The following is an 18,734-nucleotide window of genomic DNA, read 5'->3' on the forward strand; positions in this document are numbered from 1 at the left end:
GAATTCATGTTTAACTTACCGAATAAAATTACTCTTTCTAGGATCGCCTTGATTCCTGTGTTTATGTTGATTATGCTTGCTCCATTAGATTGGGGTGTTGCGCGCTTTGGTGACGTCAGCATCGAAGTCACTCACCTTGTTGGAGCGATCTTGTTTATTGTCGCTTCGACAACCGACTGGATTGATGGTTACTATGCACGTAAGCTCAATTTAGTCACAAACTTTGGTAAGTTTTTAGATCCGCTTGCAGATAAATTGCTTGTTTCAGCGGCTTTAATTATACTTGTTCAATACAATCTCACACCGGCATGGATGGCAATTGTAATCATTAGCCGTGAATTTGCTGTAACAGGTCTAAGGCTTGTCTTAGCTGGAGGCGGTGAAGTGGTCGCAGCCAATATGCTTGGAAAAGTGAAGACGTGGGCGCAAATCATTGCGATTTCGGCACTTCTTTTGCATAACCTGCCGTTTGAACTTGTATCATTCCCATTTGGTGATCTTGCTATGTGGGTAGCGGTGTTCTTCACTGTTGTCTCAGGCTGGGATTACTTTGCGAAAAACTGGGAAGCCTTAAAGAATTCTAACTAAAAAGGACGTGTACGCTTTGAAGTCAGAGAGAAAAGCAGAAATTATTGCAGTCGGTTCCGAACTTTTGCTAGGGCAAATTACGAATACGAATGCACAATTCATCAGCAAACAACTAGCTGAAATTGGTGTGAATGTTTATTACCACACAGCTGTTGGTGACAATCCAGAGCGTTTAAAAAGGGCCATTCAAGTGGCACAGGAAAGATCAAATTTTATTATCTTCTCAGGTGGTCTTGGACCAACGAAAGACGATTTAACAAAAGAAACCATTGCGAGTACGCTCGGTAAAGAGCTTGTGCTAAATGAAGAAGCATTTGAGTCTATTCAAGAATACTTCCGTAAAACCGGACGTGATATGTCGCCGAACAACCGTAAACAGGCGCTCGTTCTAGAGGGATCTGATGTGCTCGTAAACCGTTTCGGAATGGCACCTGGCATGTTTATACAAGAGGGAGATACGTTTTACATTCTGCTCCCTGGACCGCCAAGTGAATTGCACCCGATGTTTGAAAACGAAGCGAAGCCGCTTATTTCTGAAAAACTTGGCCTAAAGGAAAAAATCGTGTCTGTAGTCTTGCGTTTCTTTGGCATCGGTGAATCTCAACTGGAAACAGATCTTGAAGATTTAATTGATGCACAGACCAATCCAACGATTGCACCGCTTGCAGCTGACGGGGAAGTGACGCTAAGGCTGACAGCCAAGCATGAGGATGAAAAAGAAACAGAGCGTCTGTTAAAAGAAACAGAAGCACAAATTTTAGAACGGGTCGGCGAGTACTTCTACGGATATGGTGATACATCTCTTGCCTTTGAAGCTTCAAAGGCCTTGCATGAACACGGGAAAACAGTAGCAGCGGCTGAAAGCCTGACTGGTGGTATGTTTTCAGAGTGGCTGACAGATCTCGAAGGGGCATCATCCATTTTAAACGGTAGTGTGGTTTGTTACACAAATCAAGTCAAGCAGCAAGTGCTGGGCTGCCGTGAAGAAACATTGTCTTCTCATGGTGCTGTCAGCAAAGAGTGTGCGTTAGAGCTCGCAGAAGGCGTTAGAAAACTGACGGGAAGCGATATCGGTATTAGCTTTACAGGTGTGGCAGGTCCTGAACCACACGAAGGACAGCCGGTTGGAAAAGTATTTATCGGGCTATCGACAAAAGATCAGACAGACGTGTTTGAATGGATGTTTACTGGCAGCCGATCAGGCATTCGCAAGCGTGCTGTGAAATATGGTTTGCACCACCTTCTCAAATTATTAAAAGAAAGTTAATTTTGGTTTTTATGAGGTTTACTCCTTTATAAAAGAGCGTTTTTTCTAATAGAAACAGCTCTTTTCTTAAATAATCTGCCAAGAAAAAATCGAATATGTGTTCGTTTTTTTCTTGGCAAATGACGTAAAACAAGGTATAGTATAGATAGTGGAATTGATAAAGGAGGAAACAATAGAATGAGTGATCGTCAAGCAGCCTTAGATATGGCTCTTAAACAAATAGAAAAACAGTTTGGTAAAGGCTCTATTATGAAACTAGGAGAGCAAACAGATACACGTATTTCAACAGTACCTAGTGGTTCGTTAGCACTTGATACTGCGCTTGGAATAGGTGGATACCCTCGCGGCCGTATTATTGAAGTATATGGTCCAGAGAGTTCTGGTAAAACGACAGTAGCACTTCATGCGATTGCTGAGGTTCAGCAGCAGGGAGGACAAGCTGCATTTATCGATGCGGAGCATGCGCTAGATCCAGTTTACGCTCAAAAATTAGGTGTCAACATTGATGAGTTATTGCTTTCTCAGCCGGATACAGGAGAACAAGCACTTGAAATTGCAGAAGCACTTGTTCGTAGTGGTGCAGTTGATATTGTTGTCATTGACTCAGTAGCTGCTCTTGTACCAAAAGCAGAGATCGAAGGAGACATGGGAGATTCACACGTTGGTCTTCAAGCACGTTTGATGTCTCAAGCACTTCGTAAACTATCTGGTGCTATCAACAAATCAAAAACAATTGCGATCTTTATTAACCAAATTCGTGAAAAAGTAGGGGTTATGTTTGGTAATCCTGAAACAACGCCTGGTGGACGTGCACTTAAGTTCTATTCATCTGTTCGTTTAGAAGTACGCCGTGCTGAACAGTTGAAACAAGGGAACGACATCATGGGGAACAAAACGAGAATTAAAGTTGTGAAAAACAAAGTGGCACCGCCATTCCGTATTGCCGAAGTAGACATTATGTACGGTGAAGGGATCTCGAAAGAGGGAGAAATCATCGACCTTGGAAGCGAACTAGATATCGTACAAAAGAGCGGGGCTTGGTATTCTTATCAAGAGGAACGTCTTGGACAAGGACGTGAAAATGCGAAGCAATTCCTAAAAGAGAATAAAGACATTCTTCTTATGATTCAAGAGCAGATCAGGGAGCACTACGGTTTGGATACAAACGGAGTGAAATCAACTGACGAAGAAGGACAAGAAGAATTGGAATTGAATGACTAAAAAGACGCTGAAAAGCGTCTTTTTTTTACAATTACATAACAGCTAGCGGGTCAAAAGTTCTGTCTTTGCTTGAAATAACGACTTACGCCTTAGTCTGACTAGCTTGACAAGTATTTCCGACACAATTACAATGGGAATGTATCACTTGTTTTTCTTAACATGATTGATAACTAATTTAAACTTGACAAGGGCAGTGAGGATCTCATTCCCTGTGAAGGCCCTGTATGTTGAGACACAAAACAATGTACATGCCGACACTTTATTTGTAAAACCAAGTTCATAGCAAGAGGAGGTGAAAATATGTCGCCTACGATGTTTACGATCATCTCCATTTTGCTGAGCCTAATCTGTTTAGTTGTTGGCTACTTTGTTCGTAAAACCATTGCAGAAGCAAAAATATCCGGCGCAAGAAACATGGCCGAACAAATTGTTGAGGATGCAAAGCGTGATGCGGAAGCATTGAAGAAAGAAGCACTCTTAGAAGCGAAAGATGAAATTCATTCGTTTCGTGTAGAGGCGGAGCAAGAAGTTCGTGAAAGACGTAATGAGCTTCAAAGACAAGAAAACCGTTTACTTCAAAAAGAGGAAAACCTTGATCGCAAGGACGAATCTTTAGATAAACGGGAGTCCCTGTTGGAGAAGAGAGATCATTCTCTGAATGAACGACAACAACATATTGAAGAGATGGAAAGCAAAGTGGATGATATGATTCGTTTGCAGAAAGCTGAGTTGGAGCGTATTTCTAGTCTAACTCGAGATGAAGCGAAACAAATCATTCTGGATCAAGTTGAAAATGAGCTTTCCCACGACATTGCAGTCATGACGAAAGAATCTGAAAACCGGGCGAAAGAAGAGGCTGATAAAAAAGCGAAAAACATTCTTTCACTTGCGTTACAGCGTTGTGCAGCTGATCATGTAGCTGAAACAACAGTATCTGTAGTCAATCTTCCAAATGATGAGATGAAAGGTCGTATTATCGGACGTGAGGGACGAAATATCCGTACGTTAGAAACGTTAACAGGTATTGACCTGATCATTGATGATACACCTGAAGCTGTCATCTTATCGGGCTTTGATCCGATAAGACGTGAAACAGCGAGGATAGCTCTGGACAAGCTAGTCCAGGATGGACGTATTCATCCTGCACGAATTGAAGAAATGGTGGAAAAATCACGCCGTGAAGTCGATGATTATATCCGCGAGATGGGTGAGCAAACGACATTTGAAGTCGGAGTTCACGGTTTGCATCCGGATCTCATCAAAATTCTCGGTCGCTTAAAATTCCGTACTAGTTATGGACAAAATGTCCTGAAGCATTCAATTGAGGTTGCACATCTTGCAGGTCTCATGGCTTCAGAGCTTGGAGAAGATGCAAAGCTTGCAAAACGAGCAGGTCTTCTGCATGACATTGGAAAAGCCATTGATCATGAAGTAGAAGGAAGCCACGTGGAAATTGGCGTTGAGCTTGCGACGAAATATAAAGAGCATCCTGTTGTCATCAACAGTATTGCATCTCACCATGGTGACCAAGAACCGACATCTATTATCGCTGTTCTTGTTGCGGCAGCCGATGCATTATCTGCAGCACGCCCTGGTGCAAGAAGTGAGACGCTTGAAAATTACATTCGGAGACTTGAGAAATTAGAAGACATCTCTGAATCTTATGAAGGTGTTGAAAAATCGTTTGCGATACAAGCTGGACGTGAAGTGCGTATTATGGTGAAGCCAGATTCAATTAATGATCTTGAAGCTCACCGTCTAGCAAGGGATATTCGTAAGCGGATTGAGGACGAGCTCGATTACCCTGGTCACATTAAAGTGACAGTTATTCGAGAAACTCGCGCAGTAGAGTATGCAAAATAGAGCGGTGCGCTTAGCGCCGCTTTATTTTTTTGTGTAAATATGCAACACTGATAAGAAGATCATTTTATAAGAGAAAGGGTTCAAAACGTATGAAAATATTATTTGTTGGAGATATCGTTGGTTCACCTGGCAGAGATACACTGAAAGAATACTTGCCAAAGCTAAAGAAAAAATATCAGCCACACTTTACGATTGTCAATGGAGAAAATGCGGCTCATGGGAAAGGTCTTACTGAAAAAATCTATCATGAGCTGCTTCAAGCTGGGGCTGATGTGCTCACGATGGGGAACCATACATGGGATAAAAGAGACATTTTCGATTTCATCGATGATGCACCCCATATTGTTCGTCCGGCAAACTTCCCGCAAGGTACACCAGGGAAAGGGCTCACTTTTATTAAAAAACAAGGTAAAGAACTAGCTGTCATCAACTTGCAAGGCCGCACATTTTTACCTCCGATTGACTGCCCATTTCAAAAAGTAGATGAGCTTATAGCAGAAGCTTCAAAACATACACCGTTTATTTTTATTGATTTTCATGGCGAAGCCACAAGTGAAAAGCAAGCAATGGGTTGGTATACAGATGGCCGTGCATCATGTGTCGTTGGAACACATACACATGTTCAAACAGCAGATAACCGCGTCTTGCCAAAAGGAACTGCTTATATTTCGGATGTTGGCATGACTGGTCCTTATGACGGCATTTTAGGTGTTGATCGGGAAACGATTATTAAACGATTTAAAACGAGCCTTCCTGTCCGTTTTGAAATTGCAGAAGGCCGCACGACATTAAGTGCAGTGATCGTAGAAATTGACGAACCGTCGAAAAAAGCTGTCAAAATTGATCGAATTTTGATAAATGATGACCATATTTTCTTTGAATAAATATTCACATATTTATTTCAGAAAAATATTAATCAGAAAGAAGGAATATGCGCCCTCTATCGTGAATATAGTAAAAATGGTAGGTAGCCTGCTATTTTTGAAAAACATTTTGGGGATGGATTTTCAAAAAAATAGCAACATCTAACAAAGATTGTTCTAATGAACACTCACTTATCCATTGTAAATTTAAGGGGGAGCAAAAATGGAAATTTTAAAAGTTTCAGCAAAGTCAAATCCAAATTCAGTAGCAGGAGCATTAGCCGGCGTTTTACGTGAACGCGGTGCAGCGGAAATACAGGCTATCGGCGCTGGAGCACTGAATCAGGCGGTCAAGGCTGTCGCCATTGCAAGGGGATTTGTTGCGCCTAGCGGAGTGGATTTGATATGCATTCCAGCCTTTACTGACATTCTTATCGATGGAGAAGAAAGAACAGCAATCAAACTGATTGTTGAACCACGATAATTCTAATTTTATTATTTTCAACCTGCTTACATCATGTAAGCAGGTTGTTTTTGTTTACCGCTATACATTTCTCATATAACATATTTCTTTCACAAAATAGATAGAAAATGACATATTAGAGCTTGCATTTTTTCACCATGATGATAAATTAAGATTAAGTTGAAAATACTTCATCAAAAATAAATATTTAAGTAGGTGAAATAATGGTTGAAGCTTTTTTAAAAAGAGGAAAGCTTGTTTTTATTTTATTTTTTATCGTTCTCATTGCTGGAGGTTATTTGTTTACACAGCTTCCTAAACGAGAACTGCCAGAGTTTCAAGCGAATATTGTAACCATTTCGACTGTTTTCCCTGGTGCAGATGCAAAACAGGTAGAAAGTGATGTCACCAATAAGCTTGAGTCGGCCATTTCTGATATCAATGGTGTAGAGAAGACAAGCTCTGTTTCTGCTATTGGTTTCTCAAATATTGTGCTTGAAATTGATGATCAAGCCGATTTTCAAAAGGTGGCAAGTCAAATCAAGAGTGAAACCACAAATGCCGCCTCTTCTTTTCCAGATGGTGTGATGGAGCCAGATGTAAAGGATGAGTTTGGCAACGTGCCAGTTGGTTCTTATATGATTGTATCAAGTAATTCATCTGATTTAGCAAAAAGTCAGGAATCGCTGCGTGCGTTAAAAGAAAAAGTGGAGGACATCAAAGGTGTTGATGGAGTCGTCATCAAAGGGTTCAATGACAAACAAGCAATATTGAACTTGGATTCAAGTAAACTGGAGGATAACGGGTTAAACGTGACCGATGTCACAAATGCCATCAATCAAGAATTTGATACATCCCCTCTAGGTGACGTCCAGGCAGATGGAGAAAAGGTCAAGCTGTCCATTGATGCCTATGATCGTTTAGATCAAATCAAAAAGATTGAGATCTTCTCAAAAACGAGCCGAGAGCCTGTTACACTCGGTCAGCTTGGTCGTTTAAAAGAAGTAGAAAAAGAGAAAAGTGATATCGTTTCATATAACGGAAAGCCAGCCTATTCATTTACAGTCAATATCAAGCCAGGACTGGATATTCCTAAAATGTATGACAAAGTCAGTGCGGTCATTGAAAAAGAGAAAGAGCTGCCAAATGGTGTGGATTGGATAGACTACTATTCACAAAAAAGTGAAGTAGATGCTATTTTTAACGATTTAATCAAAGAAGCGATCGTGGCCGTCATCGCCGTCATTGTCGTCACCACACTTGGTCTAACCATTGGTGGTGCGTTTATCGTTTCACTTGCGATTCCGCTATCCATAACGATCGGAACCATCCCGCTGCCGTTTTTACAAGTGGACCTTAATCAAATTTCAATTATTGGCTTTATCATTGCGCTAGGGATACTTGTAGATGACGCCATTGTCGTCAACGATAATATTTTAAGGCAGATGAAAAAATACGAAAGTCCGCTTAAAGGAACAATTGCAGGTGTAAAAGAAGTGGCTGGATCCATTTTAACGTCAACACTGGCAGTTGTCTTTGCCTTCTTGCCGCTTGTTTTCCTTTCTGGTGCGAACGGTTCATTTATTCGAGCGTTACCGTCTGTTCTAGTCACAACTGTACTTGCGTCAATGGTTATTTCATTGACACTTGTGCCAGTGTATCAATATACAGCAAACCGAAAAAGAAAGAACAAGAAGATTCAAAAGGAACCGGGCTTTTTAGGCAAACCATTAAAAAGATTAGCTGATTTTTATGCAGATCGAGTACTGACAAACATCGTGAAGCGGCCACTTCTCATTGGATTAAGTGGTTTGCTCGTTGCCACACTTGCCTTTTTGCTTATTTTCGCCACACCATTTGAGTTTTTCCCTGCGGCGAATAAGAAAGAAGTTGTTGTCACTGTGACACTTCCAAGTGAAACAACCTTAGATAAAACAAATGACACATTAGAGAAAATAGAACAAGAGATCAAACAGCAAAAAGGCATTGAAGAGACGGCCATTTTTGCAGGCGGTGGTGTGCCGAACTTATTTAATGAAAGCATTTCAAACGCAAGTGATCATACTGGTCAGGTTGTTGTCAGAGTAGACAATGAGCAGATGACAAGCAAAGCATTGATCGATCGTATGACAGAGCCATTGCGAAAGAAATTTAAAGATGCTGATATCTTTATGAAAACCATTGTTCAAGGACCACCAACGGGAGCGCCTGTGACCGTCACTGTTGCAGGAGAACAATTTTCAAAACTCGTGGATGTGAAAGAGAAGCTCACAAAAGAAATGAAAGAAAGCGGAGCGAGCCTGATCACAGACGATGTCAATCAGCCGGTGAAAACCATCTCATTTGAATTAAATCGTGACCGAATGGCAGAGGATGGGCTCACTGCTCAGTTTGTCAGCAGACAGCTTGGCCTTGTTACAGAAGGAATTCCATTAGGCACCTTTAAACAAGGAACAGATGACATCGACCTCGTAGTGAAACAAGACATGAGCACACATCAAAACGGACTGAAGCTAAAAGACATCAAGGTGCCTGTGAGTGCAAATGAGGGTGGCATTCCTCAATTGGAGCCGCTTAGCCGATATGTAAAGGAAAAAGAAACAGAGCAGTATGAAAGCATTCCTCATGAAAACGGGATGCCGACGATCACGTTAAAGGCATATCCTGGTACATCAGATACGTTTAAAGAGGATATGACAGAAGTCGTAAATGAAGTTGGGAAAAGCGATGCAGCGAAGAATTTGACCATTTCTCAGGGCGGAGAAAATGAAGATCAAACCCAATTCTTTATTGAAATTAGTCTCTTATTTGGGGTAGTCCTTCTGCTCATTTATGTGACCATCGCTTTCCAGTTCAATTCACTCATGCTTCCGCTTTTAGTTCTTGGAACGGTTTACTTAGCGATATCCGGCGCCATTATTGGACTATTTGTCACTCAAACGCCGTTTAGCTTTATGGCCACAATGGGGATTGTCTCATTGGCAGGTATTGTTGTCCGAAATGCGGTCGTTTTGTTTGAATTTATTGAACAGAGGCGCAAGCAAGGTCTCGATCAACAGGCAGCTGTGATTGAAGCGGGGAGAGCAAGGATTAGACCTATTTTGCTGACAGCATTTACAGCACTTGTCGCTCTTATGCCCGTTGCTTTAAGTAATGACCCACTCTTTAAGCCGCTAGCGATCTGCATCGTATCAGGTGTCTTTTTCTCAACGATTCTGACACTACTGATTGTGCCGGCTTTGTATGTGGCCGTTTCAAAAAAACACTGACAACTTAAAAGCAAATCTCCGAATAAAAGGAGATTTGCTTTTTTTTTTAGAAAAATATCTAAAAAAATATGTGGAGTGTTCATTTGTCTTCTCCTGAAAGACATCGGTATTTACGTCTAAAATAAGACATGATAAGATCGGATTGGGAGAAGTTTTTTAACAAAGGGGTTGTACGTCATGTGTGGAACGATGAAAGCGATTGTTAAAAAAGAAAGCGCTTACGGAGCGACGATGATGGAAATGCCAATTCCAGAAATAAGGGATCATGAAGTGCTTATCCAAGTAAAGGCTACATCGATATGCGGAACGGATGTGCATATTTATAATTGGGATGATTGGGCGAAGGGGAGAGTCAAAGCACCGTACATTTTTGGTCATGAATTCACAGGGGAAGTTGTCAAAACGGGGAACCAAGTCTCACGAGCAAAAGTAGGGGATTTTGTATCGGCTGAGACGCATATTGTCTGTAATCAGTGTTATATGTGTTTAACGGGTCAGCAGCATTTGTGCAGCGAAACGAAAATTTTAGGGGTCGACATTGATGGCTGTTTTGCTGAATATGTCAAAGTACCAGAACAAAATGTGTGGCATAATCCAGCTCAAATGCCAGTGGAACTTGCATCTATTCAAGAACCGCTTGGAAATGCTGTTCATACAGTTCTGCATACACCTGTTTCAGGAAAGTCAGTGGCGGTTTTTGGCTGTGGGCCCATTGGTTTAATGGCGATTGCGGTTGCAAAAGCCTCCGGGGCTGTCCAAGTGTTCGCTGTTGATAAAAATGAATACAGACTGGATCTTGCCCGTAAAATGGGTGCAGATCATATCGTGGATATCGGAAAAGATGATCCTGTTGCCATGATCAAGCAGCTCACGCGGATGGAAGGGGCAGACGTGATGTGTGAGATGTCAGGACATCCCGTTGCGATTAATCAAGCACTCGAAGCTTGTGCAAATGGAGGGAAAGTGAATATACTAAGTTTGCCAGAGCGGCCGGTAACCATTGACATTACGAATCAAATTGTTTTTAGGGGATTAACCGTGCAAGGGATCACGGGGAGAAAAATGTTTGAGACGTGGCGTCAAGTATCTGAACTTTTAAGAACGAATACCATTGATGTACAGCCGGTTGTCACCCATACGCTGCCATTTGAAGATTTTGAAAAGGGATTTGAACTCATGAGAAATGGTACGTGCGGGAAGGTCGTACTGATCATGCCATCATATCAAAGGGGGACGAAATGATGAAAGAATTTACGTATTTACAAGATGAATTGGGCACAATGAAGCAGCAAGGCACCCATCAAACACTGAAAGAAATCGATTCCAAACAATCATCCACGGTGACATTAAATGAACAATCCGTCATACAACTCTCTTCAAATAACTACTTAGGTCTCACCTCACATCCAAGGCTGATGAAAGCGGCAAAAGAGGCGATTGATGAATTCGGTGCTGGAACAGGATCTGTACGAACCATTGCTGGAACGATGACAATGCATGAACGGCTTGAAAAAAAGCTCGCAGCTTTTAAAAAGACAGAGGCAGCCCTCGTATTCCAATCAGGCTTTACGACCAACCAAGGGGTCTTATCCAGTATTCTCACAAAAGATGATATTGTCATTTCAGATGAGCTGAACCATGCCTCAATCATCGATGGGATTCGCTTAACAAAGGCAGATAAAAAAGTATATGCTCATTCTAATATGGAAGAGCTTGAGAAAATATTAAAGAAATCGATGAATTACCGCGTCCGTCTTATCGTGACAGATGGTGTGTTCTCAATGGATGGAGATATTGCACCGCTTCCTGAGATTGTAAGACTTGCAGAAGCATATGATGCCTTTGTGATGGTAGACGATGCCCATGCGTCTGGAGTACTTGGTGAAAATGGCCGCGGAACAGTGAATCATTTTCAACTTGACGGCAGAGTGCATATTCAGGTTGGCACACTTAGTAAGGCAGTTGGTGTGCTAGGCGGTTACGTCGCTGGTTCTGCCGTTTTAATCGACTATTTAAAGCATAAAGCAAGACCGTTTTTATTCAGCACCTCACATCCGCCGGCTGTCACAAGAGCCTGTGAAGAAGCCATTGAAGTGTTGTTAGACGAACCGGAGCGCATTGAAACACTTTGGGAGAACGCGGCCTATTTTAAAGAAAAAGTCATCGGTCTTGGATTTGAGGTGGCACCAACAGAAACGCCTATTATTCCGATGATGATTGGAGACGAGGCACTCACTTTCCGTTTTTCAAAAGCATTAATCGAGCGCGGCGTTTTCGCTCAAGGCATTGCTTTTCCAACTGTAGCGAAAGGAAAAGCGAGAATTAGAGCCATCATCACAGCAGAGCACACAAAAGAAGAGCTTGACCGTGCACTGACAATCATCGAAGAAGAAGCAAAAAAACTGAATATACTTGATTGAGAGAGCTGAGGCTCTCTTTTCTTTTGCGCTAATCTTTCCATATTTCATCAAATCTACCGTTTGTTATGTATAATGTATGTAAAAAGATCTATTGAGGTAAGTGGTGAGGCAAATATTATTTAATAAAGAAGATTTTCATGAACAATTTTTAGATTATAAGAACAAAGGGAGAATAGATAAAAATCACCCTTTTCACAACATGTTTAATAAAGATATCCCAAACAACATTCGTTATGAATTAGAAAAACGCCATATGAGGAATTTGGCTAGGATCGATATTAAAGCATCTACAGGAAATGGAAAAGTTGCAGAATGTTTTTGGATTGCACTTTTAGACAAGAGATTAACCTCAAATCCTAATTCTCAAAAAACAACGACACAAAAAGGGATATTTATTGTTATTTTATTCGCTGAGAATGGGGAAGATTTTTATTTAACAATTGAAACTGGAACTGAAAATTTATCTCTATCTGAAATTAGGGAAGAGGCAGCCATTTGGAGGGAAAGGCTACAGCCTGAATTAAAGCATCATAAAAGACTAGAGGGCTTTCATATAGGTGATTTTCATTTGGGTAAATCGTTAAGACCTAAAAAATATGTAGCAAGCTCATTGATCTTTAAAAAGTATAATATTGATCATTTTGACCATCACCAATTAATACAAGATATCAATTCTTTAAATGAGTTTTTTTATGATTTTGTTTACGAAGTATATTTGGATCAGGACCTTATTCCAAAAGTGGAACATCAGAACAAATTTAAAAGAAAAAGAATCATTCATAGAGATGTTTATAAACAATTAAGAGAAGAAAGATCAAAGCAAAACGAAGAGACGGGTAGAATAGCAGAGCAATTTGTTTATCATAAGGAAGTAGAGCAATTAAAAGCAGTGGGAAGTGAACAATTAGCGGAAGCTGTCGTTTGGGTAGCTGAAACAGAAGATGGTCACGGATTTGATATCAAATCTTATTACCCCGATGGAAAAGAGAAGCTTATAGAAGTAAAAGGATCTAAACTGACTCACCATGACTTTCCATTCTTCTTATCTGAACAAGAAAGAATGGTAGCAGAAGAAGAAAAAGAATCATATGTAATTACTTTAGTTGAGAGTGTCGGTACACAGCAGATGAAGATTGTCAAAGAAATACAAAATCCTTTAGGAAAAGACGATCTTCATCTGAAGCCTACTCAATATTCATGTAAAATTCGTGTGGATTGAAAAGTGTGGACACATATGAATTTATTTTCAATTCACGACAAAATAGTCTATACTGTAGGGTGGAGCTTGGTTTGAAAGGAGTACAAATTCATGAATGAAGAGCAGAGAAAAGCGAGCGGACAAGTAAGTTCATCGGACAAAAAATCCGAAAAGGACTACAGCCAATATTTTGAAGCTGTGTACATTCCGCCTTCCTTAAAAGATGCAAAAAAACGGGGTAAAGAAGAAGTCGAATACAATCAATTTCAAATTGACGAGCGGTTTCAAGGGTTAGGGAACGGCCGCAAGTTTTATATTCGCACATATGGCTGTCAAATGAATGAGCATGACACAGAAGTGATGGCTGGTATTTTTATGGCGCTTGGTTATGAACCAACAAATTCGACTGAAGATGCGAATGTCATCTTATTAAACACTTGTGCCATTCGTGAGAATGCAGAAAACAAAGTGTTTGGAGAGCTTGGTCATTTAAAAGCATTAAAGCGTGAAAAGCCAGATTTAATCTTAGGCGTCTGCGGATGCATGTCGCAAGAAGAATCGGTCGTTAACCGTATTTTAAAGAAACACCCATTTGTTGACTTGATTTTCGGTACCCACAACATTCACCGCCTGCCAGAGCTATTATCTGATTGCTACCTTTCAAAAGAAATGGTCATTGAGGTTTGGTCTAAAGAAGGCGATGTGATTGAAAATCTTCCGAGAGCCCGCCAAGGAAAAATTAAGGGATGGGTGAATATTATGTACGGCTGTGATAAATTCTGTACATACTGTATCGTCCCTTACACGCGCGGTAAGGAAAGAAGCCGCCGTCCGGATGAAATTATTCAAGAGGTCAGACGCTTAGCAGCAGAAGGATATAAAGAAATTACCCTTCTTGGTCAAAACGTGAATGCGTATGGAAAAGATTTTGAAGACATGGAATATGGTCTTGGTCACCTAATGGATGAGCTGCGTAAAATCGATATTCCACGTATCCGTTTTACAACAAGCCACCCGCGTGACTTTGATGATCACTTAATTGAAGTGCTTGCCAAAGGCGGAAACCTTCTCGATCATATTCATTTGCCGGTTCAATCAGGAAGTTCTTCTGTGCTGAAACTCATGGCAAGAAAATACGACCGTGAACGTTACCTTGACCTAGTGCGCAAAATCAAAGAGGCAATGCCAAATGCTTCATTAACAACGGACATTATCGTTGGGTTCCCAAATGAAACAGATGAGCAGTTTGAAGAGACGCTTTCCCTTTATCGTGAGGTTGAGTTTGATGCGGCTTATACGTTCATTTACTCTCCAAGAGAAGGAACACCAGCAGCCAATATGAAAGACAACGTGCCAATGCGTGTAAAAAAAGAACGTCTGCAGCGCCTGAATGCACTCGTAAATGAAATTTCTGCGAAGAAAATGAAGGAATATGAAGGGCAGACTGTCGAAGTATTAGTAGAGGGTGAAAGTAAAAACAACCCTGAGATCCTAGCCGGATATACAAGTAAAAGCAAGCTTGTGAATTTTAAAGCACCAAAAGAAGCGATTGGCAACATCGTCAAAGTGAAAATCACACAAGCCAAAACTTGGTCTCTTGACGGAGAAATGGTTGGAGAAGCTATCGAGGTGAATTAAAATGACGCTTTATTCAAAGAAAGAGATTGTCGAGCGCGCAAGAGAGCTCGCGAAAATGATTTCTGAAACAGAAGAAGTTGATTTCTTCAAAAAAGCAGAAGCGCAAATCAATGAAAATACAAAAATTGCAGCGATCATTAATCAAATTAAGGCGCTTCAAAAGCAAGCTGTGAATTTAAAGCATTATGGCAAACATGAAGCCTTAAAACAAGTGGAAGAAAAAATTGATGCCCTGCAAGAAGAACTGGATGAGATCCCAGTGATTCAAGAATTCAAAGAATCACAAACAGAGGTTAATTCCCTGCTTCAGCTTGTAGCGCACACGATTTCTAATCAAGTAACGGATGAAATCATTCTTTCAACCGGCGGTGACCTTTTATTAGGAGAAACCGGTTCAAAAGTGAAAAACTCATCCCCAAGTTGCTCCATTAAATGAGAAAACCCCGCAGATGCGGGGTTTTTTGTTTTCTGATGTAAGAATTGCATACCTTCTTTCTCCTTCAGCTTCCATCAACCCCAATCTCTCACTCTCCAACTTTTCCAATTTTCAAGGCAAGTTTATGGGCGACCATGCATACACTGAAACAGAAATGAATTTAATTGAACATGAGACTCAAAATCGTGACACACTAGACGAATGCCCAGCATAAGATAAAACGATCAAGAACAAGGAGGCATGCCGGAATGTCTGAATACAGAGAAATTATTACAAAAGCGGTGGTTGCAAAAGGGAGGAAATTTACCCAAAGCACACACACCATTTCTCCATCGCAAAAACCAACCAGCATCCTAGGCGGTTGGATCATTAATCATAAGTATGATGCTGAAAAGGTCGGTAAAACAGTTGAGATTGAAGGTACATTTGATATTAACGTGTGGTATTCTTACGCAGACAACACGAAAACCGAAGTGGTCACAGAACGTGTAAAATATGTAGATATCATCAAACTGAGATATAAAGATAAAAACTTCCTTGATGATGAGCACGAAGTGATTGCGAAAGTCTTACAGCAGCCCAATTGCTTAGAAGTCACCATTTCTCCAAATGGCAATAAAATTGTCGTTCAAGCAGAGCGTGAATTCATTGCTGAAGTAGTAGGGGAAACCAAAATTGTTGTAGAAGTCAATTCAAGCTGGAAAGAAAAAGATGATCACGAATGGGAAGAAGAAGTGGATGAGGAATTAGAAGATATTCATCCAGAATTCCTCGCGGGTGATCCAGAAGAGTAATTGATGACTAGGGCGCATATCCCCCTAGTTTTTTTGTGCCTTGATCTAGGGAAAAAAGGTGAATTTTTATGCTATAATGAAAGATGGTATGAATTCGAAAGTAATATAGTGAGGGATTAGAAATATGGCAAGTTATACGCCCATGATACAGCAATATTTAAAGATCAAGGCAGATTACCAAGATGCCTTTTTATTTTTTCGCTTAGGCGATTTTTATGAAATGTTTTTTGATGATGCAAAAGAAGCAGCACAAGAATTAGAAATTACGTTAACAAGCAGGGATGGCGGCACGATTCCAATGTGTGGTGTTCCATATCATTCTGCGTCTGCATACATAGAACAACTGATTGAAAAAGGCTATAAAGTCGCCATTTGTGAGCAGGTGGAAGACCCTAAAACGGCAAAAGGTGTGGTCAAAAGAGAGGTCGTTCAACTAATTACACCAGGTACGGTCATGGATGGCAAAGGACTGAATGAAAACGAAAATAACTTTATCGCATCTGTTTCCAGCTTTCAAAATGGCTACGGTCTTGCGCTTTCCGATTTATCAACAGGTGAAAACATGGCGGCTTTCATTGAACGGTTAGATGAAGTTGTGTCTGAAATTTATTCTGTCGGTGCAAAAGAGATTGTGGTATCAAAGCAGCTTAATGAAGAAACGGTGAAAACCTTGAAGGAACGCTGCCAAGCGACCATCTCATACGAAGATAGCGCTGAATTAATAGATGAAGCTGAACGACTCGTTGCTCATCTTGACGAACATCTGAAAAGAGCATTTTTAACACTCTATGCATACTTAAGAAGAACGCAAAAAAGGAGTCTTGATCATCTTCAGCAAGTTCAAGTGTTTCAGCTTGAACAAACGATGAAAATTGATCTTTACTCAAAGCGAAACCTTGAATTAACAGAAACCATCCGTTCAAAAAGCAAGAAGGGTTCTTTATTATGGCTCTTAGATGAAACAAAAACGGCAATGGGCGGAAGATTGCTGAAGCAATGGATCGATCGTCCGCTCATCCGCCTTTCACAAATCAAAGAACGCCAGGAAATGGTGCAAATTTTGATGGAACATTTCTTTGAGCGAGAGGATCTGCGAGAACGTTTAAAGCAAGTGTATGATCTTGAACGTCTAGCAGGCCGTGTGGCATTTGGAAATGTGAATGCCCGAGATCTTATTCAATTGAAAGAATCTCTCAAGCAAGTGCCGGCTATTAAAGAGCTTGTCCATTCTCTCCCGGAGGAAATGGCGAAATCTAGAGCAAATGACATTGACCCATGCGGTGATTTACTTAATTTATTAGAAGATGCTCTTTATGAGAATCCGCCGATGACGTTAAAAGAAGGCAATTTGATTAAAGATGGCTACAATGCAAAATTAGATGAATATCGTGATGCGAGCCGAAACGGGAAAGATTGGATCGCTCGTCTTGAACAGCAAGAAAGAGAATATACAGGCATTCGATCGTTGAAAGTCGGCTTTAATAAAGTGTTTGGCTACTATATCGAAGTGACCCGTGCAAATACGCATTTATTAGAAGAAGGCCGTTATGAAAGAAAACAAACCCTTGCCAATGCAGAGCGGTATATTACACCTGAATTGAAAGAAAAAGAAGCCCTTATTCTTGAGGCGGAATCAAATATTAGTGAATTGGAATATGAACTATTTTCTGCGCTTCGGGAACAAGTAAAAGCCTATATTCCTAGATTACAGTTGCTTGCAAAACAAATGAGTGAGCTTGATGCGCTGCAATGCTTTGCCACTGTGAGTGAAAAACGGCGTTATGTTCGCCCTGAATTTTCATCAGATGAAGTGGAAGTCATTGATGGTCGTCATCCTGTTGTTGAAAAAGTGATGGATCATCAAGAGTATGTGCCGAATGACTGCCAAATGGGCAAAGGGAGACAAACCTTGCTCATTACTGGTCCGAATATGTCAGGGAAAAGCACATATATGAGACAAATGGCATTGATCTCGATTCTTGCGCAAATTGGCTGTTTTGTGCCAGCATCAAAGGCAACCCTTCCGATTTTTGATCAAATCTTTACACGTATTGGGGCAGCAGATGATTTGATTTCTGGTCAAAGTACTTTTATGGTAGAGATGCTTGAAGCAAAAAATGCGATGGTACATGCGACAAAGAACAGTTTGATTTTATTTGATGAAATTGGACGCGGGACAAGCACTTATGATGGAATGGCTCTTGCACAGGCAATCATTGAATTTGTGCATGATCATATTGGTGCCAAAACCCTTTTCTCCACTCATTATCATGAACTGACGGTACTGGAATCCCAATTAAGCGAACTGAAAAATGTCCACGTACGAGCAGAAGAACATGAAGGGACAGTTGTTTTCTTACATCAAATCAAAGAAGGAGCAGCGGATAAAAGCTACGGCATCCATGTAGCGCAGCTTGCTGAACTGCCTGATGCGATCATTGATCGAGCCCAGACCATCTTAACGGAGCTTGAGAGCGGATCACATGAAGTGATTCCGAGCGTCTCTAAAGCCCCGAAAAAAGAAATGGCTGAGGAAAAACAGCAGCTTTCTTTCTTTGAAGTGGAAGAAAAACCGCAAACAAAACCTGTTCTGAAAAACAAAGATCAAGCAGTGATCGAAGAATTGAAGTCATTTAATTTAATGGATATGACACCGCTTGAAGCGATGACAAAGCTATATGAATTGCAAAAGAAATTATAATGTAAAGTGAGGT

At 40.7% G+C, this 18,734-nt stretch carries 14 protein-coding genes; all 14 read left to right on the forward strand.

Annotated features, from left to right (window positions below; all coding sequences use genetic code 11):
* Positions 1-6: 6 nt before the first annotated feature.
* The 14 genes from pgsA to mutS all read left to right on the forward strand — a co-directional run bounded on the left by pgsA (position 7) and on the right by mutS (position 18,721).
* Positions 7-588, forward strand: coding sequence for a CDP-diacylglycerol--glycerol-3-phosphate 3-phosphatidyltransferase (gene pgsA, locus ID12_RS12970; RefSeq protein WP_008344688.1), 582 nt, complete (start codon positions 7-9; stop codon positions 586-588).
* Positions 589-604: 16 nt separating this feature from the next.
* Positions 605-1,855, forward strand: a complete 1,251-nt coding sequence (locus ID12_RS12975; RefSeq protein WP_007499480.1) for a competence/damage-inducible protein A — start codon at positions 605-607, stop codon at positions 1,853-1,855.
* A gap of 177 nt (positions 1,856-2,032) precedes the next feature.
* A complete protein-coding gene (recA, locus tag ID12_RS12980; protein WP_007499478.1) occupies positions 2,033-3,076 on the forward strand; it encodes a recombinase RecA in 1,044 nt (347 codons plus the stop codon).
* A gap of 300 nt (positions 3,077-3,376) precedes the next feature.
* Positions 3,377-4,939 (forward strand): ribonuclease Y, encoded by a 1,563-nt coding sequence (rny, locus tag ID12_RS12985; protein ID WP_003211958.1) that lies wholly within the window; start codon positions 3,377-3,379, stop codon positions 4,937-4,939.
* Between the two features lie 89 nt (positions 4,940-5,028).
* Positions 5,029-5,823: a TIGR00282 family metallophosphoesterase gene (locus tag ID12_RS12990; RefSeq protein ID WP_050827275.1), complete on the forward strand. Its 795-nt coding sequence runs from the start codon at positions 5,029-5,031 to the stop codon at positions 5,821-5,823.
* Positions 5,824-6,025: 202 nt separating this feature from the next.
* A complete protein-coding gene (gene spoVS / locus ID12_RS12995; protein WP_003211281.1) occupies positions 6,026-6,286 on the forward strand; it encodes a stage V sporulation protein SpoVS in 261 nt (86 codons plus the stop codon).
* 203 nt (positions 6,287-6,489) lie between these two features.
* Positions 6,490-9,534: an efflux RND transporter permease subunit gene (locus ID12_RS13000; protein ID WP_050827276.1), complete on the forward strand. Its 3,045-nt coding sequence runs from the start codon at positions 6,490-6,492 to the stop codon at positions 9,532-9,534.
* A gap of 177 nt (positions 9,535-9,711) precedes the next feature.
* Entirely contained in the window at positions 9,712-10,776 is a 1,065-nt protein-coding gene (gene tdh / locus ID12_RS13005; protein ID WP_048002214.1) for an L-threonine 3-dehydrogenase, read from the forward strand.
* Positions 10,773-11,954: a glycine C-acetyltransferase gene (locus ID12_RS13010; RefSeq protein WP_116306873.1), complete on the forward strand. Its 1,182-nt coding sequence runs from the start codon at positions 10,773-10,775 to the stop codon at positions 11,952-11,954. The genes tdh and ID12_RS13010 overlap by 4 nt, the downstream gene beginning before the upstream one ends.
* A gap of 103 nt (positions 11,955-12,057) precedes the next feature.
* Positions 12,058-13,173: an MrcB family domain-containing protein gene (locus tag ID12_RS13015; RefSeq protein ID WP_050827277.1), complete on the forward strand. Its 1,116-nt coding sequence runs from the start codon at positions 12,058-12,060 to the stop codon at positions 13,171-13,173.
* Between the two features lie 90 nt (positions 13,174-13,263).
* Positions 13,264-14,790, forward strand: a complete 1,527-nt coding sequence (gene miaB / locus ID12_RS13020) for a tRNA (N6-isopentenyl adenosine(37)-C2)-methylthiotransferase MiaB (protein WP_050827278.1) — start codon at positions 13,264-13,266, stop codon at positions 14,788-14,790.
* 1 nt (position 14,791) lies between these two features.
* The gene (ricA, locus tag ID12_RS13025; RefSeq protein ID WP_008344661.1) at positions 14,792-15,226 is read left to right on the forward strand and encodes a regulatory iron-sulfur-containing complex subunit RicA; all 435 of its coding nucleotides are present in this window, start codon (positions 14,792-14,794) and stop codon (positions 15,224-15,226) included.
* Positions 15,227-15,474: 248 nt separating this feature from the next.
* Complete coding sequence (gene cotE / locus ID12_RS13030) at positions 15,475-16,020, forward strand: outer spore coat protein CotE (RefSeq protein WP_007499466.1); 546 nt, start codon at positions 15,475-15,477, stop codon at positions 16,018-16,020.
* A 124-nt stretch (positions 16,021-16,144) separates the two neighbouring features.
* Entirely contained in the window at positions 16,145-18,721 is a 2,577-nt protein-coding gene (gene mutS / locus ID12_RS13035) for a DNA mismatch repair protein MutS (protein ID WP_025207362.1), read from the forward strand.
* The last annotated feature ends 13 nt before the right edge of the window (positions 18,722-18,734 follow it).

This window comes from Bacillus altitudinis (assembly GCF_001191605.1).
GTDB classification, from domain to species: Bacteria; Bacillota; Bacilli; order Bacillales; family Bacillaceae; genus Bacillus; species Bacillus altitudinis.